Here is a 20,977-nt window from a genome sequence, read left to right as displayed (position 1 = left end):
CCAGACACCGCCCGCTCCCACAGTGAACGTGCGGCGCGTGGGAGGCCTGCGTCAGGAAGAAAAGATTTCCGTATAGCGACGAATCCACTGGTCATGCACGGTGGCCAGGAAGGCGTTGTCGTGCATGATCGCCTTCTCGGCAATTTGCTCAGGGGTGAGGATGAACGGGCTCTTGCGTGCCTCGGCGGAAATGATCGCCTTGGCATTGACCGGACCGTTGAAGATGTCCTCGGCCATCTTGCCCTGCACCAGCGGATCGAGGGAGTGGTCGATGAAGGCGTAAGCGAGGTCGGTGTCGCCGGGACGGTTTTTCGGCATCACCGACAGCATCAGGTCGGTGTAGAAGCCTTCCTTCATGCCGAACGTGGCGCCCAGCCCGTAGTTCGGGTCGCGGATCTGCTTGGGGAAGAACGCCGGTGCGTACAGGCCGCCCATGTCCAGCGAACCGGTGCGGAACAGCTCGGCAATCTGGTTCGGGTTTTCGCCCAGCGTCACCACGCGGTCCTTGAGTTCGGCGAGTTTCTTGAAGCCCGGCTCGATGTTGTGCTCGTCACCGCCGGCGAGTTTGGCGGCGATGATGATCAGGTCCATCGCCTCGGTCCAGTTCGGCGGCGGCAGGAAGATGTTCGGCGCCAGATCGGCATCCCACAGCGCAGCGTAACTGTCCGGCACTTCTTTCTGGGTGCGGGTGCTGTACACCAGACTGTTGCACCACAGCAGGTAACCGATGCCGTGCCCATTGGCGCCGGTGCGGTATTTCTCCGGCACATCGATCAGGTTGGGGATGCGGTTCAGGTCGGGCTTTTCCAGCAGCCCGGCGGCAGCCAGGCCTTCGGCGCCGACCCCGGCCAGGGTGATGATGTCGTACTGCGGACGATCACCGCCGGCCTTGAGCTTGGCGACCATTTCCGACGTGCTGCCCGTGCGGTCGGCGATCACTTTGGCACCGGTCTTGGCTTCGAACGTGGCGGCGATGTTGCGCAGTGCGGCGAGGCCGGTGTCATCCGACCAGGTCAGCAAACGCAGGGTCTTGCCGGCGAACCGGGTGTCGCTGGCGCGGGCCCCGATGAAGGGCATGCTCATGGCGGCCGCAGCCACGGAAGCCACGCCGACGGTTTTAATGAATTGACGCCTGTTCAGATCATGCTTGCCCATGAAGGACTCCCTTTGTTCTTTTAAGTATGAGGTTGGTCGCAACCGTTGCATCCGCGCGGCCGGGTCCGCTGAAAGCTCCGTTTCACAAGGGCTTCAACGCTGCCGGCGGGTTCATCCTGAGGTCGTGCAAAACACCTGACTATCGATAAAAACTCATTGAAGCCATGACGCCGACGCATGCCTCGTTGCGAGGCACGCGCTCACCTTTTTCGGGCGCTCAGAGCGCCCGAACAACGTGTTTGATTTCCTGAAATGCCGCCAGGCCCCACGGCCCCAATTCGCGGCCGATGCTGCTCTGCTTGTAGCCGCCCCACGCCGTCTGCGGGAAAATCACCTGCGGCGCGTTGAGCCACACAAGCCCGGCCTGCAAGGCATTGGCGACGCGATCCGCCGCGTCGCCATCGCGGCTCACGACGCTGGCCACCAGGCCGAAACGGCTGTCATTGGCCAGGGCGATCGCCTCGGCTTCGCTGCTGAAACTGCGCACGCACACCACCGGCCCGAAAATCTCTTCGCACCACAGCGCACTGTCGAGGGGCACGTCGGTGAACACCGTCGGCTGCAAAAAATAGCCGCGCGACAGTTCGGCGGGACGATTGCCGCCACACACCAGCCTCGCTCCGGCGCTCAAACCGCGATCAATGTGGCCCAGCACTCGCTGGTACTGCGCCTGATTGACCAGTGCGCCCATCTCGACGTCCGGGTCGAACGGGTCGGCCACGCGAATTTTTTCCGCTCGCGACTTGAGGCGCATCAGAAACTCATCCGCCAGCTCATCGGCAACCAGCACCCGGCTGGTGGCCGAGCACATTTGCCCGGCGTTGAAGAACGCGCCGCCGCACGCCAGCTCCACCGCCAGATCGAGGTCGGCATCGGCCAGCACCAGCAGCGAGGACTTGCCACCCAGCTCCAGGCTCACACCCTTTACGGCTTCAGCGGCACGCTGCATCACTTGCACACCGACCGCGTTGCTGCCGGTGAAGGAAATCTTGGCAATGCGCGGGTCCGCCGACAGCGGCGCACCGACCGCCAGACCGGTGCCGCACACCAGGTTGAACACGCCGTCCGGCAGACCGGCCTCGGCAATGATCGCAGCCAGTTCCAGCTCCGGCAGCGGCGTGACCTCGGAAGGCTTGAGCACCACGCAGCAGCCTGCTGCCAACGCCGGGGCGAGTTTCCAGGCCGTGGTGACCATCGGAAAATTCCACGGCACGATCAGCCCGACCACGCCGCACGGCTCACGACGCAGACGCGCGCTGAAATCGTCGCTGGGCAGCGGCACGTTGCTGTCCTGTTTGCCGTCGAGGCCTTCGGCGAGTTCGGCGTAATACTCGAACGTGGCGATCACGTCATCGACGTCGATGGCCGCTTCGAATTGCGGTTTGCCGTTGTTGCTCGACTGCAACTTCATCAGGTGATCGCGACCGTTGCGCACGCCGTTGGCGATGTTGCGCAGGAGCGCCCCGCGCTCGGCGCCGGTGGTTTGCGACCACGACTTGAACGCTTCGCTGGCGGCGCTCACCGCTTGCCCGACCGCGCGTTCGTCACCGCCATTGACCGTGGTCAGCAGCGCTTCGGTGGCCGGGTTGATGACGCGCAGATGTTCACCACCGGCGGACCATTGGCCATTGATGTAGAGGCCGTCGAGGGTTGTTGGAAAGCTCATTTGGCCACCGCCTTCATCCATTGGGTCTGATCGATCTCAATCACGCTCGGGCCTTGCCGGTCGGCGGCGGCACGCAACGCGCCGCGCAGTTGTTCGACCGTATTGATCGACTCCGCCGCGCAGCCCAGGGCCTTGGCGACACCAATGAAATCCGGGGTGTAGATGTCCACGCCGACCGGCTCGATGGCGCGGTTGACCATGTATTTCTTGATCTCTTCGTAGCCCTGGTTGTTCCACAGCAAGACGATCACCGGGGTGCGCGCTTCCACGGCACTGGCCAGCTCCGGCAGGGTGAATTGCAGGCCGCCATCACCGATCAGGCAGACCACCGGAGGACGGGCGCCATCCTCGACCTGGCCACCGAGCCACGCGCCGATTGCCGCCGGCAAGGCATAACCGAGGGTGCCGTAACCGGTGGACGAGTTGAACCAGCGGCGCGGACGCTCTGGGTTGAACGTGAGGTTGCCGGTGTACACCGGTTGCGTGGAGTCGCCGACGAACACCGCGTCCGGAAGCTCATGCAGCACGGTTTCGAGGAAGCGGGTCTGGGCCAGGGTCGGTGCGTCCCAGGTGGCCGCCAGATCATTGCGCAGACGCGCGGCGCGCACCTGGCCCCAATCGTTGCGACGCCCGGCCAGCGGCAGGTGCGACAACGCCGTCAACAGGGCATGCGCGGCGTTGCGCGAGTCAGCCACCAGGGCAACGTGCGGCGGGTAGTTGCGCACGGTCTGGTCGGCGTCGATGTCGATGCGCAGCAACTTGCCGGGGATCTCGAAGCCACCGGCGAAGGTGACGTCGTAATCGGTCTCGGCCAGTTCGGTGCCTATCGCCAGCACCACATCGGCATCCGCCACCAGGGCACGGGTGGCGACCAGACTCTGGGTCGAACCGATCAGCAGCGGATGACTGGACGGCAACATGCCTTTGGCGTTGATGGTCAGCGCCACCGGGGCGTCGAGCAGTTCGGCCAGTTCGGTGAGTTCGGCGGCGGCATCGATCGCGCCGCCACCGGCGAGGATCAACGGACGACGGGCACCGGCCAGCAACTGTGCCATGCGGTTAACGGCACCGGGCGCGGCACCGGCGCGGTCGATGCTGACCGGGACACTGGCGAGCAGCTCATCGGCCTCTTCCACCAGTACGTCCAGCGGAATCTCGATATGCACCGGACGCGGACGCCCGGCCTGGAACAGCGCAAAGGCGCGGGCCAGGACACCGGGCAATTCAGAGGCGGACATCAGGGTGTGGGAAAACGCCGCTACGCCGCCGACCAGCGCACTCTGGTTCGGCAACTCGTGGAGCTTGCCGCGACCGCCGCCCAACTGGTTGCGGGTCTGCACGCTGGAGATCACCAGCATCGGGATCGAATCAGCATAAGCCTGGCCCATGGCGGTGGTGATGTTGGTCATGCCCGGGCCGGTGATGATGAAGCACACACCCGGTTTGCCGCTGGTGCGGGCGTAGCCGTCGGCCATGAAGCCGGCGCCCTGCTCATGGCGTGGGGTGACGTGGTTGATGCTCGAACGGGCCAGCCCGCGATACAGCTCCACGGTATGCACCCCGGGAATGCCGAACACCTGCTCGACCCCGTAACCTTCGAGTAACTTGACCAGTACTTCGCCACACGTCGCCATGTCATTGCCCTTCTTATTCGTTTGAGACACCGGGCCGCTGCGAGAGCAGGCTTGCTCGCTCCCGCAGCGGCCCGTGGGATGGCCTCATTGAACGGTTGGCAGGTGGCAGCAACAATCGATAAAAAGTCATACTAGCCATGTCCTCACGTCATACCTTGGATCCAAATGAAACGACTGCCGCCCCTGCCCGCCCTGTATACGTTTCTGATCACTGCGCAGTGCTGCAACTTCACCCGCGCCGCCGAGCAGTTGCACATCACCCAGGGCGCGGTGAGCCGACAGATCGCCGGGCTTGAGGATCATCTGGGTTACGAGTTGTTCATCCGACTGGCGCGCGGCCTCGAGTTGACCGCCGAGGGTCGCGAGTGGCTGCCACGGGTGCAACAGGCGTTCGCACTGATTGGCGACGGGATGGAGCAAATCGGCCAGACGCACCAGACCCTGCAACTCAAGGCCCCGAGTTGCGCGATGCGCTGGCTGGTGCCGCGCCTTTTGCAGTGGCAACGGGAACGCCCGGATGTGCCGGTGAAACTGACGACCACACTGGCTCATGGGGTGGATTTCCAGCGCGAGCAATTCGATGCCGCCGTGATCTACGGCACGCCACCGGACCACTCGTTGACCGCCCTGCATCTGTTCGATGAGCAACTGACGCCCGTCTGTTCGCCGACGCTGCTCAAAGGCCTGCCGGCATTGCTCGTCCCGGCGGATCTGCAACAGCATTTGCTGCTGCATCCGACCCATAACGATCAAGACTGGAAGGTCTGGCTCAAGGCCGCTGACTTGCAACTGAGCAACATTGGCAGCGGTCAGCATTTCGAGACCCTGGACCAGGCCATGTCGATGGCCTCCCACGGCACGGGCGTGGCGATTGGCGACTGGTCACTGATCGGCGACGACCTGAATGCCGGACGGCTGGTGATGCCGTTTGAGCTGAAGGTGCGGACGGGGATGGGGTATTACGTGGTGATGCCGGAGAAACAGCAGCCTTCGGCGAAACTGCGGGAGTTGATGACATGGCTGGTGGAGCAGGCCCATCGGCGGTGAAGCTTGCCCTCACCCTGACCCTCTCCCGGGGAGAGGGGGGGGACTGACTGTCGGTTGCTTGAGAACTGCACCGACCTGAAATTCCGAGCCGACCTCAGGCTTTGGAAAGCACGAAGATCAGCTCCCTTCCCCCTCGCCCCCTTGGGGGAGAGGGTTGGGGTGAGGGGGTGATTCTCCAGCCGGTCACCACCCTCACGATCACTCAATACCCAACGGTAAACCGCTGCCGCGAATGCTTCGGCGTTTCCACTTCGTCGATCAACGCAATCGCGTAATCGGCAAAGGTAATCCAGCTACGCCCTTCGGCACTCACCAGCAGGTCATCCTTGCCAACCCGGAACGCGCCACTGCGCTCGCCTTCGACAAACTGCGCCGAGGGCGACAGGAACGTCCAGTCCAGTTCCTGCTCCTGACGCAACGCCTCAAGAAACGCCCCCCCGGCACTCGCTTCGGTCTTGTACTCGGCCGGGAAACCGGCGCTGTCGATCACCCGTGTGCCGTCCGGCAGCAACAGCGAACCGGCCCCGCCCACGACCAGCAAGCGCTTCACGCCGGCCTGCTTCACCGGGCCAATCACGGCGCTGGCCGGGACGGTGGTGAAATGCGCGGCGCTGATCACCACATCGTGACCGGCCACGACCGCTTGCAGCGCGGCCGCGTCCAGCACATCGACATTCTGGCTGACCACACCGGCACGGACGCCGATCTTCGAGGTGTCGCGGGCGATGGCCGTGACGCTATGGCCGCGACGCAGTGCTTCTTCCAGCAATTGGCTGCCGGCCCGGCCGGTGGCTCCGATGATTGCGATCTTGCTCATGACGTTCTCCAGTTGGCTTGAGTGTATGTGCATCAATAAACAGGTCAGGCGATTACCACTTCATCTCGCCCTTGGCGACCTTGGCGCTCAGCTCCAGGGAGCTTTCCTCGCCCAGTGTCGGGTAGCGTTTTTTCATCGCGGCGATCAGTGCTGCAGAGTCCTTGGCCTTGGCCGTTTCTTCGTCGAACGCCTTGATGTAGTCGGCGGTAAAGGTCACGGCTTTCAGCGAACGGTCGCTGTCGCCGAGGTAGTGTCCCGGCACCACGGTCTGCGGTTTCAGGGTCTGGATCGAATGCAGGGTTTGCAGCCAGTCGGCGTGGGATTGCGCGGTCTGGGTGTCGGCCATCCACACGTGGATGTTCTGCGCTACCACCACGCCACCAACCACGGCCTTGAGCGACGGAATCCACACGAAGCTGCGATCCGGCTGTTTGCCATCAAGACCGATCACCTGCAGCTTCTGCCCTTCGAGCATCAGGCTGTCGCCTTTGAGCACGCCGGGAACGATGGTCTTGGCCGGCACGTCGGCACCCATTTTCGGCCCCCAGAAGGCCAGTTTGCCGTCGACGGTCTGCTTGATGTGATCGACGGTCGGTTGCGAAGCCAGCACTTTGGCGTTCGGGAAAGCCTGGGTCAGGGTGTCGAGGCCAAAATAGTAGTCCGGGTCGCCATGGCTGATGTAGATGGTGGTCAGTTGCTTGCCGCTGGCGCGAATTTTTTCGACCACTTGCTCGGCCTGGGATTTGCCGAACTGGGCGTCGACCAGAATCGCGTCCTTCTCGCCGCTGACCAGTACCGAGGTCACCGGGAAAATCGCGTTGGTGCCCGGGTTGTAGACATCGAGGGTCAGGTTGGCCGCCGCCGCGTGCGCAGCGAAACCGAGGGTGGCGGTGGCCAGTAAAACGCGTTTGAGAGCCGTGAAGCCGATCATCTGTTGCTCCGTTGTCCGAATGCCATGCTTGGCGATGGGTACAGAGCTTAGTTGCCAGACTCGGTACAAAAAATGCGATGCTTGAACATAGTTTGTTTCTGAAAGCGGGCAAATCATGGATCGTCTCCAAGCAATGCGGGTGTTTGTCACGGTGGTGGATCTGGGTAGCCAGTCGGCGGCGGCCGATCACCTGGACCTGTCGCGGCCGGTGGTGTCGCGGTATCTGGCAGAACTGGAAGACTGGGTCGGCGCGCGCCTGATGCATCGCACCACGCGCAAATTGAGCCTGACCGCCGCCGGCAACGAAGTGCTGCCGCGCTGTCGGCAGATGCTGGAGCTGTCCGGCGACATGCAGGCCGCCGTCAGCGAACCCCAGGACGCGCCGCGCGGATTGCTGCGGATCAGCGTCAGCACCTCCTTCGGTCAGGCGCAACTGGCCGACGCCGTGGCGGTGTTCGTCAAACGCTATCCGGGGGTCAACATCGATCTGCAAATGCTCGATCGCACGGTGAACCTGGTGGATGAACGCATCGACCTGGCGATTCGCACCAGCAGCGACCTCGACCCGAACCTGATCGCTCGACGCCTGACCGTCTGTCGCTCGGTGGTCTGTGCCGCGCCGGCTTATCTGCAAGAGCACCCGACACCCCGCCGGGTCGAAGAGCTGAGCCGGCACAACTGCCTGACTCACTCGTATTTCGGCAAGAGTCTGTGGCATTTCGAAGAACACGGCGAGCCGGTGTCAGTCCCGGTGCAGGGCAACATCAGCGCCAACGAAGCCAGCACCCTGCTGCGCGCCACGCTGGCCGGCGCCGGCGTGGCGATGCTGCCGACTTATCAGGCCGGCACCTACATTCATACGGGAGAATTGATTCGGCTGCTGCCCGATGCCGAACCTCGGCAGATGAACATTTACGCGGTCTACGCCTCACGCAAACACATGCCGGCCGCGTTGCGCTGCATGCTGGATTTTCTGGTGGAGCGCTTCCCCGGGCAGCCGGAATGGGATATTGGCCTGTGAGCCCGCTTCCATAGCGGGTGCATCAGTGTCCTGAATATCGGGGTACAAGCCCGTTTGCTGGAAAGTCCCCAGCGCTGACCTATGCTGAAAACAGTACCCACGGGTATTCGTTCAGAGGTCAACGCCATGAACACCAAAACAAGAAGATACCTCGCGATTTTCATCACCTGCGCGGCCACGCTGGCGCTCTACGGCACCGCTGCCTGGCGGGTGGAGCAACTGCGACAACTGCCCCGGGACTACGCAAGCTGCAATCTGGAACGCTGCATCCCGCACAACGCGACGCTTAACGCGCTGCGCTGATCCGGATGCCTTCTTGAGGGAGCAGGCTTGCTCGCCAATGCACCTTGTCATTCAACAGGCATGTCGACTGATTCAACGCCTTCGCGAGCAAGCCCACAATCATGGTTCGGTCTTCAGGCGATCGCGAAACGCCTTCGGCGAAATCCCCACCCGGCGCCGGAACAGGCGCGTGAAGTTGGTTGGATCGGAAAACCCCAATTCCTCGGACATCTGATAGATGGTCATGCTGGTGTAAGTCAGCAGGCGCTTGGCCTCCAGCAATTGCCGCTCGTGCATGATCTGCAACGCCGGTTGCCCCGCCAGCTCGCGACAGGTGCCGTTAAGGTGTGACACCGAAATGCCCAGGCGATGGGCCAGGTCTTCAACCTTGACGTGCTGTCGGTAAGTCTCCTCCACCAGTTGAATGAAACCGTTGAGGTATTCGCGCTGACGCTGCGGACGCTGGTTCGAGCGCTGGCGGGTGAGCGCCTGGCGGCTGACCCAGACCATGATCACGCTGACCAGCGAATGCATGAGCATTTCGCGCGCCGGCTGGTGACCGTTGTATTCGGCCTGCAATGCCGCGAACAAGCTGTTGAGGTACTCGCCGTCCTTGCCCGCCGGGTAGCTTTCAGCCTGGGCCAGGGCGAACACCGAGTTGCCCAGTTGCGTCTGTAAATGATTGATCAGGGGTGTCGCCAGGGTGACGACGAAACCTTCGACGTCCTCGGAAAAACGAAATCCATGCACCGAGAGCGGTGGCAGGACCTGAATGGCGGCCTGGTTCAGTTGTGTGCGCTGACCTTCGATTTCAAGCTCTGCCTGACCTTTGAAAACGAAGAGCAACTGGCACAGATCAGCATGGCGATGCGGTTTGATTTCCCATTGATGGTCGCGGCTGCGTTTGGAGATGGTTTCACAGTGCAGCAAGTCGGGGGTCGGCCAGTCCAGGCTTTCACCGTAGAGCTTGAACACCGGAATCGAAGGCAGGTCAGGCTTGTTCATCACTTCAATCCAGGCCTCGAGGGTTGCGGGCGATAATCGCACCGATTGGCAGAATGTACAGGTATCGGCTCAGTTTTCACCTTCAATTGACAGACCCGCAAGGGAAAAATGCAAGCACTCGAACCATAAAAATCATTCACCGGTCCGTGCCGCGTGAAGCTTGCGAGTGACAAAAACAATGAAAACGCTGAAAACCCAAGTTGCCATCATTGGCGCCGGTCCGTCCGGATTACTCCTCGGTCAATTGCTGCATAACGCCGGCATCGACACCCTGATTCTCGAACGCCAGACACCCGACTATGTCCTCGGCCGAATCCGCGCCGGAGTCCTCGAACAGGGCATGGTAGAGCTGTTGCGCGAGGCCGGCGTGGCCCATCGGATGGACAGTGAAGGCCTGGTGCATGAAGGCTTCGACCTGGCTCTGGACGGACGTCTGGTACACATCGACCTGAAGACCCTGACTGGCGGAAAAACCGTAATGGTCTATGGCCAGACCGAAGTCACCCGCGACCTGATGGCCGCTCGTCGGGAGACCGGCGGGCAGACAATCTATGAAGCTCGCGATGTCGTTCCCCACGGCATGAAAAGCGACGAAGCCTTCGTCACCTTCGAAAAGGACGGCGAAACCTGGCGGGTCGACTGCGACTACATCGCCGGTTGCGACGGTTTCCACGGCGTCGCCCGTCAAGCCATTCCCGAGGAATGCCTGAAGGTGTTCGAACGGGTCTATCCGTTTGGCTGGCTCGGCATTCTCGCCGACACGCCGCCGGTTCACGATGAACTGGTCTACGCCCGCCACGAACGCGGCTTCGCCCTGTGCAGCATGCGTTCGGCGACCCGCACCCGTTATTACCTGCAAGTGCCGGCCGAGGAGCAGGTCAGTGAGTGGTCGGATCAGCGCTTCTGGGACGAGCTGAAAAACCGCCTCCCCGCGAGCCTCGCCAATATGCTGGTGACCGGCCCGTCGATTGAAAAAAGCATCGCGCCGCTGCGCAGTTTTGTCGTCGAACCCATGCAGTACGGGCGCCTGTTTCTGGTCGGCGACGCGGCGCATATCGTCCCGCCCACCGGCGCCAAAGGTTTGAATCTGGCGGCCAGCGATGTCAGCACCCTGTTCAATATTCTGCTGAAGATTTACCGCGAAGGTCGCACCGAACTGCTGGAGAAGTATTCTGCAATCTGCCTGCGCCGGGTGTGGAAAGCCGAGCGTTTTTCCTGGTGGATGACCTCGATGCTGCATCGCTTCGACGAGTACGATGACTTCAGTCAGCGGATCTGCGCTTCGGAGCTGGACTACTTCGTCGACTCGGAAGCGGGCCGGAAAACCATTGCAGAAAATTACGTCGGACTTCCTTATGAGGCTATCGAATAGCCTGCTACCGACTTACACTGGCGAGCATCCCCGCTCGCCAGATGACCTGCGGGAATCTCACAGCCCGCAGGTTTTCCCCGTGACCAATCTCAACCATCCCGAAACGCCCAAACCGGCCATTCGCAGCGTGCTGGTCGCGCTGATGATGGCGATCTTCCTGGGCGCGCTGGACCAGACCATCGTCGCCGTATCCATGCCGGCGATTTCCGCGCAGTTCAAGGACGTCAGCCTGCTGGCCTGGGTAATTTCCGGCTACATGGTGGCGATGACGGTAGCGGTGCCGATCTACGGCAAGCTCGGTGACTTGTACGGGCGACGCAAACTGATGCTGTTCGGCATGGGCGTGTTTACCCTCGCCTCGCTGTTCTGCGGCATGGCCCAGAGCATGGAGCAACTGGTGCTGGCACGCATCCTTCAGGGCATCGGTGCCGGCGGGATGATTTCGGTCAGCCAGGCGATCATCGGCGACATCGTGCCGCCACGGGAGCGCGGGCGTTATCAGGGGTACTTCAGCAGCATGTACGCGGTGGCCAGCGTCGCCGGTCCGGTACTCGGCGGCTACATGACTGAATACCTGTCCTGGCGCTGGGTGTTCCTGATCAACCTGCCGCTGGGTCTGGGCGCGTTTTGGGTGGCGCGACGCAATCTGCGCGGGCTGCCGATTCCGCAGCGCAAACCGATCATCGATTACCTCGGCACGCTGCTGATGATCGTCGGCCTGACGGCCCTGCTGCTCGCGATCACCCAGGTCGGCCAGGGCCATTCGTGGCGCAGCAGCGAAGTCCTCGGACTGTTCGCCTGTGCGGTGGTGGTGCTGGCGGTGTTTGTCTGGCACGAACGCCGTGCGCGGGAGCCGTTGCTGCCGATGCACCTGTTCGCCAATCGCAACGCCCTGCTGTGCTGGTGCACGATTTTCTTCACCAGTTTCCAGGCGATTTCGCTGATCGTGCTGATGCCGCTGCGCTTCCAGAGCGTCACCGGCGCCGGTGCCGACAGCGCGGCGCTGCACCTGCTGCCGTTGGCGATGGGCCTGCCGATCGGCGCGTACTTCGCCGGCCGCCGCACGTCGGTGACCGGGCGCTACAAACCGCAGATCCTGACCGGGGCGATCCTGATGCCGATCTCGATCATCGGCATGGCGCTCAGTCCGCCCCAGGCGACGCTGCTCAGCGGTCTGTTCATGCTGCTCAGTGGTATCGCCGGCGGCATGCAATTCCCGACATCGCTGGTCGGCACCCAGAATTCGGTGGCACAAAAGGACATCGGCGTCGCCACCAGCACCACCAACCTGTTCCGCTCGCTGGGCGGGGCGGTGGGCGTGGCGTTGATGTCGGCACTGTTGCTGGCGTTGTTGCAGGACTCCAGTTTCGCCCACCTGGCGAGCAGTTCATTGATGGGCGAGGGGCACTCCGGCAACGTGCTGCTCGACGGCCTGAATGCCGCCCCTGGCGATGCGCAGAACGCCCTTCGCGCCGAGTTGCTGGTGACGTTCCGGCATTTACTGTGGGTCAGCACGGCGGTGTCGCTGCTGGGACTGGCGGCGGCGATTGCCATGCCGAACAACCTGCTGCGCGGGCGGGAGCACTCGGCCAGGTAACCGGCTCCCACCGGCCATCATGTGCTCAAGGGCTGTAATACCCGACCGCCACGAGAAAATGCCCGACCTTCTTCAGGTAGGCGTGCTTGTCCTCGACCTTGTCGGTCACCGGGTTTTTCCAGCGGTATTCGTATTCGCCTTCGTCCTGTGTGGCGATCAGCGCCAGGATCGGCTCGCCCACCGGCTTGCCTTCGGGGTCCTTGATCTTGCCGAAGTCGGTGTTGATCAGACGCAGGTTGGTGCCATGGGCGACGTAGCGCTGGTTGGTGAGGTCGACCACGAACACATACAAGTCATCGACCAGATAGCCGCCCTTGAGTGAGTTGATCGCCGTCAAAGTGCCCTTCTCGTCCTTGCCCAGATCGGTCGCGGCCTTGTCCAGCAACGCCTTCGCCTGCTCGGCCGAGGCCCGGGGCAGGTAATAACCGACCGCCAGAATCCGCTGGCCGATGCGCTGGTAATACACATGCTTGCGCTCGACCTTGCCGTCGGCCTGATTCTTCCAGCGGTATTCTGCCTGCTGGATGCCGTTGCCTTCCGGCACTTTCAAGGCGTCCTTGAAGGCTTTCTGCAAATCTGGCCCGAGCACTTCGCTGACATCCCGGCCGATCAGCGCCGACGATGGCCCGCCGCTGGCGAGCATGACGCCCTTGGTGTCGACCACGAACACGTAGCGATCCTTGTCGACGAACTCCCCCTGACGACTGAAAGCGGCAAACGCCTTGTCGCCGTTGTTGTGGTAGTAGGCCAGGGCCTTCTCCAGCAAGGCGATGGCCGCCTGGCTGTCGTCCTTCTCCGTTTTGGCAGCGTTGGCCTGGCCGAGACTCAGCATCAGCACCACGCCGAGCCAGGCCAGCTTATGCACAAACCCCATGACGCATCCCTCGTTCCTGTTGGTGTTTCAAGAGCGTAGACGGCCTGGGGTTATGTATGAATATTCAGTAGGTTTCTGGAGATTGCGAGGGAGCCGCCTCCCTCGCCAAAGAGGCGTCAAGGCCGCGAGTTGATCTGCTGTTGCAGGTTCTGGATCTGCGCCTGGAGGGTGTTGATGTTGCGGGTCATCTGCCCACGGAAGGCATCGAACTCGGCCGTGTTGGTGCCCCCCTGGGCTGCGGCCGGGCGATTGTCCTGCTCGCTTTTGAGCACCACGATTTCCTGTTCCAGACGATCGATGGCGGCACTCGGATTGCCCTGTTTTTTCAGCGCCACGATGTCCGCACCGAGGCTCTTGAACTGCGCATCGAAGCTCTTGAACTCGGCCTCGATCTTGCTGGTGTCGGCCGGGGTGCTCTTGAGGGTGGCCAGTTCAGCGCTCAGGGCTTTGACCTGGGCCTGCAGCTGAGTGTTGGCGGTCTGTTGCTCAGTGGCCTGGGCGGCCATTTGCGCCAGGCGCTTGTCCAGATCCGTGGCCTGCTGCCCGGCCAGCCCCTGCTGTTGTTTGTTCTGATCCTGGAGCCGGCTTTCCAGTTGCTTGATCTGCAACTTCAAGGCTTCACTGTCGCTGGTGACGTTGCTCTGGCTGGCGACGACCTTGCCGGAAATGTCTTGCAGGCGCCCCGCTGCTTCCTCACTGATCCGCGCGAAACTTTCCTGGGTCGCCACCAGTTGCTGCTCCATCAGCGAGATCTGCTGGAAACTCCACCAGGCCAGGCCGATGAAAGCGAAGAACAATGCGCCGACCAGCGCCCACAGCGGCCCGGTACTGGCGGACTTGACCTTGACCACCGGCGGCGTGCGCGAGTGCACGGAGGTGCGAGTAGTGGTCGGGAAGTCATCGTCATCGAGGCTGTCGGCGCGCAGGCTCGGTACATCATCGAAATCGTCGTCGTGGGCATCGTTACGCATGGACATTGAGGCAACCTTTGGGAAACGCGGTAATGGCTGATTGCGGCGAAGTATAAACCCCGCGACCGCAGGGATTGACCCTCAAGCTGTAGCAGGGTTCAGCACGGGCCGACGGCCCGTTTCGTATCAACGAATGTCCTGGGCTTTCCACCAGCCACAGAACTCATCGAGCGCCGTCCACAGACTGACTTTCGGATCGTAGTCCAGATAATGCCGGGCGCGGCTGATGTCGAGGGTGAAATTTTTGTTCATGACCTGCATGCCCAGGCGCGACAACGTCGGCTCGGGGCGCCCCGGCCAGAGCTTGCACGCGCCCTCGTTGAGCGCCGCGACGCTGTAGGCCAGCCCGTAGGAACGGTATCGGGTGACCTGCGGGACTTCCATCCTGCGCATCACGTAATTGACCACATCCCACAACGGCACCGGCGCTCCGTTGCTGATGTTATAGGCCTTGCCCAGTGCGGAGCCGGTCGCCAGCAGACTGCTGAGCAGCGCTTCGTTGAGGTTGTGTACGCTGGTGAAATCGACCTTGTTCAGCCCGTCGCCGATGATCGCCAGACGCCCCTTGCGCTGCATCTTCAGCAAACGCGGGAAGATGCTCATATCCCCTGCGCCAGTGACGAAGCGCGGGCGCAGGGCCAGGGTTTCGAGGCCGAATTCCTGGGCGCCGAAGACCTTCTGCTCAGCCAGGTACTTGGTCGCTGCGTAGGGATGCCTGAAGCGCTTGGGCACTTGCTCTTCGGTCAGGCCGAGATGGTCGCGGCCATCGAAGTAGATCGACGGCGACGACAGATGCACCAGCCGCCGCACCCGCTGCTTGAGACAGGCTTCGACCACGTTTTCAGTGACCTGCACATTGCCCTGATGAAAGTCCGGATAGCGCCCCCACAAGCCGACGGCGCCAGCGCAATGCACCACGGCTTCGACGTCCGCGCAGAGTTCACGCACCAGATCTGCGTCGCTCAAGTCGCCTTGGACAAATTCGGCGCCCCGGCGCACCAGATGCTCGACACCTTCGGCCCGGCGACCGTTGACCCGCACGTCCAGGCCCTGCTCCAGGGCAAAACGCGCAAAGCGTCCGCCAATGAAGCCGCTTGCGCCGGTGACCAGAATTTTCATGTAAAGCTCCGCTGTCTTTCGTTTTGCCTGATTCGGGTGTCTTGACGCTGGCCGTCAGTCCAACGGCACCAGCCATTGTCCCGAAGATCGCACCAGTTGCTCGGTCAGCAGCCCCAGCAACTGACCGCCGTTGCGCCAATGATGCCAGTACAACGGCACATCGATCGGTTTATCTGGCAACAGTTCGCGCAACACACCCCGTTGCAACTGCTCGCGCACTTGCAGCTCCGGCACCAGCCCCCAGCCCAGGCCGGCCTCCGTCAAGCGGATGAAACCCTCGGAGGACGGGCACAGGTGATGCTCGAAACCGCCATCGACACCGAGGGAAGCGAGGTAGCGATGTTGCAGGAAGTCGTCCGGGCCGAACACCAGCGCCGGGGTACGCGGCAGTTGTTCGGCGCGCACGCCATCGGGGAAATGCCGCTCGATGAACGCAGGGCTCGCCAGCGCCCGGTAACGCATCGCCCCGAGCAACACGCTGCGGGCGCCGGCCACCGGTCGTTCGCTGGCGCACAGACAGGCCGCCACCTCACCGGCGCGCATGCGCTTGAGGCCGACGGTCTGGTCTTCGACGATCAGATCCAGCAACAGATGCTGCTCGGCGCAGAAATCGCCCACCGCCTCGGCCCACCAGGTCGCCAGACTGTCAGCGTTGAGGGCGATGCGCAGACGCTCCGGCAGCCCCTCTTCGTCCAGCGCCGGCACCAGGCCTTGCAGATCCCGTTCGAGCAGGCGCACCTGCTGCACATGGTTGAGCAGGCGTCGACCGATCTCGGTCGGCGACGGCGGCGTGCCGCGCACCAGCACCGGTTGGCCGACCCGCGCCTCCAGCAGTTTGATCCGCTGGGAAATCGCCGACTGCGAAAGCCCCAGCACCTGCGCCGCGCGTTCGAATCCGGCCTGCTCGACCACGGCGGCCAGAGCGGAAAGCAATTTGTAGTCGAACATCAGTTTTCCTAATGAGCGATCAGCACTATTGGTTTTTCTTATACAGCGTCTGCCCCGAGAATAGCCAGCAAGCACTCTTTATCAAGGATCACTCCCATGGCGGGCGAAACCTCGTTGACCACCCTGCTGCGCAGCATGAGTCCGCAGCTCAATCCCGGCGAATACGTGTTCTGCACCTTGCGCGACGGCCGGTTGCCGAGCGGTCTGGAAGTCGTGGGAAGTTTCCGCGAACAGGAAGGCCTTACGGTCATCCTCGAACGCTCCCACGCCGAGCGCGCCGGTTTCAGCTTCGACTACGTCGCCGCGTGGATCACCCTGAACGTGCATTCGGCGCTGCAAGCGGTCGGCCTCACCGCTGCATTTGCCACGGCACTCGGCAAGGCCGGCATCAGTTGCAACGTGATCGCCGGCTACTACCACGACCATTTGTTTGTCGGCCAGGCCGACGCCGAGCGCGCCCTGCAAGTACTGCGCGATCTCGCAGCCAACGCGGAGTAACGGTTATGTGGCAAAGCTATGTGAACGGGCTGCTGGTGGCGTTCGGGCTGATCATGGCGATCGGCACCCAGAACGCCTTTGTGCTGGCGCAAAGTCTGCGCCGCGAGCATCACCTGCCGGTGGCTGCACTGTGCGTGGTCTGCGACGCGATTCTGGTGGCGGCCGGAGTATTCGGCCTCGCCACGATCCTGGCGCAGAACCCGACGCTGCTGGCGATCGCCCGCTGGGGTGGCGCCACGTTCTTGATCTGGTATGGCAGCCAGGCATTGCGCCGGGCGTTCTCGAAACAGAGCCTGGATCAGGGCGAAAACCAGACCGTGCGCTCTCTGCGCGCGGTGATGCTCAGCGCGCTGGCGGTGACCCTGCTCAACCCGCATGTGTACCTCGACACCGTATTGCTGATCGGCTCCCTCGGCGCCCAACAATCAGTGCCGGGCGCTTACGTGATCGGTGCGGCGAGTGCGTCGCTGCTGTGGTTCTTCACCCTGGCCCTCGGCGCGGCGTGGCTGGCACCGTGGCTGGCGCGGCCGAGCACCTGGCGGATTCTCGATCTGCTGGTGGCGGTGATGATGTTCACCGTGGCCGGACAATTGATATTGGCTTCGTGATTTATTCCAAACAGCTCTGGAACCTCTATCCCACACAGTTGTTGCGTGGTTATGCCGCTACCCCGGTGCTATGATCCGAACCCTGCGCCGCAAAGAGTAAAAACTCGCCGGCGTATTTCCGGCCGCCCGTGATCGGCCTTGCGCTCACCGCAACAGACCTGATTAGGAGAATCATCATGGCTTTCGAATTGCCGCCGCTGCCTTACGCACACGATGCCCTGCAGCCGCACATTTCCAAGGAAACCCTGGAGTTCCACCACGACAAGCACCACAACACCTATGTCGTGAACCTGAACAACCTGGTGCCAGGCACCGAGTTCGAAGGCAAGACCCTGGAAGAAATCGTCAAGACTTCCTCGGGCGGCATCTTCAACAACGCCGCTCAGGTCTGGAACCACACCTTCTACTGGAACTGTCTGGCGCCAAACGCCGGCGGTCAACCAACCGGCGCACTGGCTGAAGCCATCAATGCGGCTTTCGGTTCGTTCGACAAGTTCAAGGAAGAGTTCAGCAAGACTTCCATCGGCACCTTCGGTTCCGGCTGGGGCTGGCTGGTGAAAAAGGCTGACGGTTCCCTGGCCCTGGCCAGCACCATCGGCGCCGGCAACCCGCTGACCAGCGGCGACACCCCGCTGCTGACCTGCGACGTCTGGGAACACGCCTACTACATCGACTACCGCAACCTGCGTCCGAAGTACGTTGAAGCGTTCTGGAACCTGGTCAACTGGAAGTTCGTGGCCGAGCAGTTCGAAGGCAAGACCTTCACCGCTTAAGCTGCGCGCCAGACAAAAACCCGGCTGTTGCCGGGTTTTTTTATGCCGAAAAAACATCCGCGCCGGCATCAGAGATTTCCCACAGCGAATAGCGCCCCGGCGCGCTTGCTCCCGAGCCACGGCGGACTAACATCAAACAGAGGAAAATTTCGCTCGTTCCCCTCAAGTTGGAGGCGTAAACAACCGAAACAGTACGAATAGGGCAAATACTCCAGTCAGCCGCATATTGGCCAAGTTTCAGGCGATTCGCCCAAGGCTTGATTGTCCCTTTGACTGCCAACACGGGATTGCCAATACTCATGGCAACTTGACGCTACCCGCACGGAACAAGGAATAACCCTTTGAAGCTGGAACTCAAGAACAGCTTGTCGGTGAAGTTGCTCCGGGTCGTGCTCCTGTCGGCATTGATCGTCGGCGTGGTCTTGAGCTGCGCGCAGATTGTTTTCGATGCCTATAAAACACGCCAGGCCGTCGCCGGCGATGCCGAACGCATCCTCGACATGTTTCGCGATCCCTCGACACAGGCGGTCTACAGCCTGGATCGGGAGATGGGCATGCAGGTGATCGAAGGCCTGTTCCAGGACGATGCCGTGCGTCAGGCCTCCATCGGCCATCCCAACGAAGCCATGCTCGCGCAGAAATCCCGCGACCTGCAGCATTCCAACAGCCGCTGGCTGACCGACCTGATCCTCGGCCAGGAACGCACGTTCACCACTCAACTGGTCGGACGCGGCCCGTACAGCGAGTATTACGGCGACCTGAGCATCACCCTCGACACCGCCACGTACGGCGAGAGCTTCATTGTCAGTTCGGTCATCATCTTCATTTCCGGCGTGCTGCGCGCCCTGGCCATGGGTCTGGTGCTGTATCTGGTCTATCACTGGCTGCTGACCAAGCCGCTGTCGCGGATCATCGAACACCTCACCGAGATCAACCCGGACCGCCCCAGCGAACACAAGATTCCGCAGCTCAAGGGCCACGAGAAAAACGAACTGGGGATCTGGATCAACACCGCCAACCAGTTGCTCGAATCAATCGAACGTAACACCCACCTGCGCCACGAAGCGGAAAACAGCCTGCTGCGCATGGCCCAGTACGACTTCCTCACCGGCCTGCCGAACCGTCAGCAATTGCAGCAGCAACTGGACAAGATCCTGGTGGACGCCGGCAAGTTGCAACGCCGGGTCGCGGTGTTGTGCGTGGGGCTGGATGATTTCAAGGGGATCAACGAACAATTCAGCTACCAGACCGGCGACCAGTTGCTGCTGGCCCTCGCCGACCGGTTGCGCGCCCACAGCGGTCGTCTCGGCGCCCTCGCCCGCCTCGGCGGCGACCAGTTCGCCCTGGTACAGGCCGATATCGAACAACCTTACGAAGCGGCGGAACTGGCGCAAAGCATCCTCGATGATCTCGAGGCGCCATTCGCCCTCGACCATCAGGAAATCCGCCTGCGCGCGACCATCGGCATCACCCTGTTCCCGGAGGATGGCGACAGCACCGAGAAGCTGTTGCAGAAAGCCGAACAGACCATGACCCTGGCCAAGACCCGCTCGCGCAACCGTTATCAGTTCTATATCGCCAGCGTCGACAGCGAAATGCGTCGGCGCCGCGAACTGGAAAAAGACCTGCGCGATGCCTTGCTGCGCGATCAGTTCTACCTCGTCTATCAACCGCAGATCAGTTACCGCGATCACCGCGTAGTGGGCGTCGAGGCGCTGATTCGCTGGCAGCATCCGGAACACGGCCTGGTGCCGCCGGACCTGTTCATTCCACTGGCCGAACAGAACGGCACCATCATCGCCATCGGCGAGTGGGTGCTGGATCAGGCCTGCAAGCAACTGCGCGAATGGCACGACCAGGGTTTCATCGACCTGCGCATGGCGGTCAACCTGTCCACGGTGCAACTGCACCACGCGGAGCTTCCGCGCGTGGTCAACAACCTGTTGCAGATGTATCGCCTGCCGCCGCGCAGCCTGGAGCTGGAAGTCACCGAAACCGGCCTGATGGAAGACATCAGCACCGCCGCCCAGCACCTGTTGAGCCTGCGCCGCTCCGGCGCGCTGATCGCCATCGACGACTTCGGCACCGGCTATTCGTCGCTGAGCTATCTGAAGAGCCTGCCGCTGGACAAGATCAAGATCGACAAGAGTTTCGTGCAGGATCTGCTGGATGACGACGATGATGCGACCATCGTTCGCGCGATCATCCAGTTGGGCAAGAGCCTGGGCATGCAGGTGATTGCCGAGGGCGTGGAGACTGCCGAGCAGGAGACTTACATCATCTCCGAGGGGTGCCACGAAGGTCAGGGGTATCACTACAGCAAGCCGTTGCCGGCGCGGGAGTTGAGTGTTTATCTCAAGCAGGCGCAGCGGAGTAATGCGGCGATTTTATAGGGTTGTAACCTTGGCGGCCTCTGGGCCGGCCAGGTTCTTGGGGTTTGGGTGAATATCCGTTTCTGTGGGTGTTGCTGATGGCGGTTTCGCCCTTACGGCGAGTCACCTTTTTCAAACGCCGGAATGCCGGCCCAGCAAAAAGGTAACCCAAAAGGCTTGGCCCCGGCGTTCGGCCCCTCGCCTAGGCTCGGGATTCCTTCGTTACGGGATTCATCCGGGGGCATTGCCTGCGGTTTGCTTCGCTGCACCTCCTCTCGATGTGTTCG

The 20,977-nt window shown here is 62.1% G+C and carries 20 protein-coding genes; 9 read left to right on the top strand and 11 right to left on the bottom strand.

Going from position 1 to position 20,977, the window contains the following annotated elements; genetic code table 11:
* Window positions 1–51: 51 nt before the first annotated feature.
* The 3 genes from KVQ74_RS19410 to KVQ74_RS19400 all read right to left on the bottom strand — a co-directional run bounded on the left by KVQ74_RS19410 (window position 52) and on the right by KVQ74_RS19400 (window position 4,455).
* Complete coding sequence (locus tag KVQ74_RS19410) at window positions 52–1,155, bottom strand: extracellular solute-binding protein (RefSeq protein WP_217832780.1); 1,104 nt, start codon at window positions 1,153–1,155, stop codon at window positions 52–54.
* Between the two features lie 217 nt (window positions 1,156–1,372).
* Window positions 1,373–2,821 (bottom strand): aldehyde dehydrogenase family protein, encoded by a 1,449-nt coding sequence (locus KVQ74_RS19405; RefSeq protein ID WP_217832779.1) that lies wholly within the window; start codon window positions 2,819–2,821, stop codon window positions 1,373–1,375.
* Window positions 2,818–4,455, bottom strand: a complete 1,638-nt coding sequence (locus KVQ74_RS19400; protein WP_217832778.1) for a 5-guanidino-2-oxopentanoate decarboxylase — start codon at window positions 4,453–4,455, stop codon at window positions 2,818–2,820. The genes KVQ74_RS19405 and KVQ74_RS19400 overlap by 4 nt, the downstream gene beginning before the upstream one ends.
* Window positions 4,456–4,620: 165 nt before the next feature.
* Between KVQ74_RS19400 and KVQ74_RS19395 the strand changes: the two genes are divergently transcribed.
* Window positions 4,621–5,502, top strand: a complete 882-nt coding sequence (locus KVQ74_RS19395) for a LysR substrate-binding domain-containing protein (protein ID WP_217832777.1) — start codon at window positions 4,621–4,623, stop codon at window positions 5,500–5,502.
* Window positions 5,503–5,704: 202 nt separating this feature from the next.
* Here KVQ74_RS19395 and KVQ74_RS19390 read toward each other — a convergent pair whose 3' ends face one another.
* A complete protein-coding gene (locus KVQ74_RS19390; RefSeq protein WP_217832776.1) occupies window positions 5,705–6,319 on the bottom strand; it encodes an NAD(P)-dependent oxidoreductase in 615 nt (204 codons plus the stop codon).
* Between the two features lie 52 nt (window positions 6,320–6,371).
* Window positions 6,372–7,250: an MBL fold metallo-hydrolase gene (locus tag KVQ74_RS19385; RefSeq protein ID WP_217832775.1), complete on the bottom strand. Its 879-nt coding sequence runs from the start codon at window positions 7,248–7,250 to the stop codon at window positions 6,372–6,374.
* A 115-nt stretch (window positions 7,251–7,365) separates the two neighbouring features.
* Here KVQ74_RS19385 and KVQ74_RS19380 point away from each other — a divergent pair, with 115 nt between their 5' ends.
* Both KVQ74_RS19380 and KVQ74_RS19375 read left to right on the top strand, forming a co-directional pair.
* On the top strand, window positions 7,366–8,271 hold the full coding sequence (locus KVQ74_RS19380) for a LysR family transcriptional regulator (RefSeq protein WP_217832774.1): 906 nt from the start codon (window positions 7,366–7,368) through the stop codon (window positions 8,269–8,271).
* Window positions 8,272–8,397: 126 nt separating this feature from the next.
* Window positions 8,398–8,574: a hypothetical protein gene (locus KVQ74_RS19375; protein ID WP_217832773.1), complete on the top strand. Its 177-nt coding sequence runs from the start codon at window positions 8,398–8,400 to the stop codon at window positions 8,572–8,574.
* Between the two features lie 99 nt (window positions 8,575–8,673).
* On the opposite strand, the gene KVQ74_RS19370 is transcribed toward KVQ74_RS19375, so the two are convergent.
* Window positions 8,674–9,558: a helix-turn-helix domain-containing protein gene (locus KVQ74_RS19370; protein WP_217832772.1), complete on the bottom strand. Its 885-nt coding sequence runs from the start codon at window positions 9,556–9,558 to the stop codon at window positions 8,674–8,676.
* A 187-nt stretch (window positions 9,559–9,745) separates the two neighbouring features.
* Here KVQ74_RS19370 and pobA point away from each other — a divergent pair, with 187 nt between their 5' ends.
* Together pobA and KVQ74_RS19360 are read left to right on the top strand one after the other, a co-directional pair.
* Entirely contained in the window at window positions 9,746–10,930 is a 1,185-nt protein-coding gene (gene pobA, locus KVQ74_RS19365) for a 4-hydroxybenzoate 3-monooxygenase (RefSeq protein WP_217832957.1), read from the top strand.
* A gap of 79 nt (window positions 10,931–11,009) precedes the next feature.
* Window positions 11,010–12,527, top strand: coding sequence for an MDR family MFS transporter (locus KVQ74_RS19360; RefSeq protein ID WP_217832771.1), 1,518 nt, complete (start codon window positions 11,010–11,012; stop codon window positions 12,525–12,527).
* A gap of 25 nt (window positions 12,528–12,552) precedes the next feature.
* On the opposite strand, the gene KVQ74_RS19355 is transcribed toward KVQ74_RS19360, so the two are convergent.
* From KVQ74_RS19355 to KVQ74_RS19340, 4 genes are all read right to left on the bottom strand, one after another.
* Window positions 12,553–13,401, bottom strand: coding sequence for a cache domain-containing protein (locus KVQ74_RS19355; RefSeq protein WP_217832770.1), 849 nt, complete (start codon window positions 13,399–13,401; stop codon window positions 12,553–12,555).
* 116 nt (window positions 13,402–13,517) lie between these two features.
* Complete coding sequence (locus KVQ74_RS19350; RefSeq protein WP_217832769.1) at window positions 13,518–14,378, bottom strand: ATPase; 861 nt, start codon at window positions 14,376–14,378, stop codon at window positions 13,518–13,520.
* A 120-nt stretch (window positions 14,379–14,498) separates the two neighbouring features.
* The gene (locus tag KVQ74_RS19345; protein ID WP_217832768.1) at window positions 14,499–15,491 is read right to left on the bottom strand and encodes an NAD-dependent epimerase/dehydratase family protein; all 993 of its coding nucleotides are present in this window, start codon (window positions 15,489–15,491) and stop codon (window positions 14,499–14,501) included.
* A gap of 54 nt (window positions 15,492–15,545) precedes the next feature.
* Window positions 15,546–16,439 carry a LysR family transcriptional regulator ArgP gene (locus KVQ74_RS19340; RefSeq protein ID WP_217832767.1) on the bottom strand — a complete coding sequence of 298 codons (894 nt, stop codon included), beginning with the start codon at window positions 16,437–16,439 and terminating at the stop codon, window positions 15,546–15,548.
* A 96-nt stretch (window positions 16,440–16,535) separates the two neighbouring features.
* Here KVQ74_RS19340 and KVQ74_RS19335 point away from each other — a divergent pair, with 96 nt between their 5' ends.
* The 3 genes from KVQ74_RS19335 (at window position 16,536) to KVQ74_RS19325 (ending at window position 18,318) form a co-directional block, all read left to right on the top strand.
* Window positions 16,536–16,937: an ACT domain-containing protein gene (locus tag KVQ74_RS19335; RefSeq protein WP_217832766.1), complete on the top strand. Its 402-nt coding sequence runs from the start codon at window positions 16,536–16,538 to the stop codon at window positions 16,935–16,937.
* Between the two features lie 5 nt (window positions 16,938–16,942).
* Window positions 16,943–17,545, top strand: coding sequence for a LysE/ArgO family amino acid transporter (locus KVQ74_RS19330; protein WP_217832765.1), 603 nt, complete (start codon window positions 16,943–16,945; stop codon window positions 17,543–17,545).
* Window positions 17,546–17,721: 176 nt separating this feature from the next.
* Window positions 17,722–18,318, top strand: a complete 597-nt coding sequence (locus tag KVQ74_RS19325) for a superoxide dismutase (protein ID WP_003227660.1) — start codon at window positions 17,722–17,724, stop codon at window positions 18,316–18,318.
* Window positions 18,319–18,358: 40 nt separating this feature from the next.
* Here the strand turns inward: KVQ74_RS19325 and KVQ74_RS19320 are convergent, their stop codons facing one another.
* Complete coding sequence (locus KVQ74_RS19320) at window positions 18,359–18,619, bottom strand: hypothetical protein (RefSeq protein WP_217832764.1); 261 nt, start codon at window positions 18,617–18,619, stop codon at window positions 18,359–18,361.
* A gap of 40 nt (window positions 18,620–18,659) precedes the next feature.
* Between KVQ74_RS19320 and KVQ74_RS19315 the strand changes: the two genes are divergently transcribed.
* Complete coding sequence (locus KVQ74_RS19315) at window positions 18,660–20,711, top strand: putative bifunctional diguanylate cyclase/phosphodiesterase (RefSeq protein ID WP_217832763.1); 2,052 nt, start codon at window positions 18,660–18,662, stop codon at window positions 20,709–20,711.
* Window positions 20,712–20,977: the final 266 nt, after the last annotated feature.

The sequence above is a fragment of the Pseudomonas botevensis genome (assembly GCF_019145475.1).
Lineage (GTDB): Bacteria > Pseudomonadota > Gammaproteobacteria > Pseudomonadales > Pseudomonadaceae > Aquipseudomonas > Aquipseudomonas botevensis.
The sequence above is the reverse complement of the archived record's forward strand: the minus strand, read 5'-3'. Positions and strand labels throughout refer to the sequence as shown.

What these genes read in the sequence shown, in the direction of transcription:
- KVQ74_RS19410 (WP_217832780.1), bottom strand. Translation starts at nt 1,155, where the DNA reads ATGGGCAAGCATGATCTGAACAGGCGTCAATTCATTAAAACCGTCGGC.
- KVQ74_RS19390 (WP_217832776.1), bottom strand. Translation starts at nt 6,319, where the DNA reads ATGAGCAAGATCGCAATCATCGGAGCCACCGGCCGGGCCGGCAGCCAA.
- KVQ74_RS19385 (WP_217832775.1), bottom strand. Translation starts at nt 7,250, where the DNA reads ATGATCGGCTTCACGGCTCTCAAACGCGTTTTACTGGCCACCGCCACC.
- KVQ74_RS19325 (WP_003227660.1), top strand. Translation starts at nt 17,722, where the DNA reads ATGGCTTTCGAATTGCCGCCGCTGCCTTACGCACACGATGCCCTGCAG.
- KVQ74_RS19345 (WP_217832768.1), bottom strand. Translation starts at nt 15,491, where the DNA reads ATGAAAATTCTGGTCACCGGCGCAAGCGGCTTCATTGGCGGACGCTTT.
- KVQ74_RS19340 (WP_217832767.1), bottom strand. Translation starts at nt 16,439, where the DNA reads ATGTTCGACTACAAATTGCTTTCCGCTCTGGCCGCCGTGGTCGAGCAG.
- KVQ74_RS19400 (WP_217832778.1), bottom strand. Translation starts at nt 4,455, where the DNA reads ATGGCGACGTGTGGCGAAGTACTGGTCAAGTTACTCGAAGGTTACGGG.
- KVQ74_RS19380 (WP_217832774.1), top strand. Translation starts at nt 7,366, where the DNA reads ATGGATCGTCTCCAAGCAATGCGGGTGTTTGTCACGGTGGTGGATCTG.
- KVQ74_RS19395 (WP_217832777.1), top strand. Translation starts at nt 4,621, where the DNA reads ATGAAACGACTGCCGCCCCTGCCCGCCCTGTATACGTTTCTGATCACT.
- KVQ74_RS19320 (WP_217832764.1), bottom strand. Translation starts at nt 18,619, where the DNA reads ATGAGTATTGGCAATCCCGTGTTGGCAGTCAAAGGGACAATCAAGCCT.
- KVQ74_RS19375 (WP_217832773.1), top strand. Translation starts at nt 8,398, where the DNA reads ATGAACACCAAAACAAGAAGATACCTCGCGATTTTCATCACCTGCGCG.
- KVQ74_RS19370 (WP_217832772.1), bottom strand. Translation starts at nt 9,558, where the DNA reads ATGAACAAGCCTGACCTGCCTTCGATTCCGGTGTTCAAGCTCTACGGT.
- KVQ74_RS19405 (WP_217832779.1), bottom strand. Translation starts at nt 2,821, where the DNA reads ATGAGCTTTCCAACAACCCTCGACGGCCTCTACATCAATGGCCAATGG.
- KVQ74_RS19335 (WP_217832766.1), top strand. Translation starts at nt 16,536, where the DNA reads ATGGCGGGCGAAACCTCGTTGACCACCCTGCTGCGCAGCATGAGTCCG.
- KVQ74_RS19350 (WP_217832769.1), bottom strand. Translation starts at nt 14,378, where the DNA reads ATGTCCATGCGTAACGATGCCCACGACGACGATTTCGATGATGTACCG.
- KVQ74_RS19330 (WP_217832765.1), top strand. Translation starts at nt 16,943, where the DNA reads ATGTGGCAAAGCTATGTGAACGGGCTGCTGGTGGCGTTCGGGCTGATC.
- KVQ74_RS19355 (WP_217832770.1), bottom strand. Translation starts at nt 13,401, where the DNA reads ATGGGGTTTGTGCATAAGCTGGCCTGGCTCGGCGTGGTGCTGATGCTG.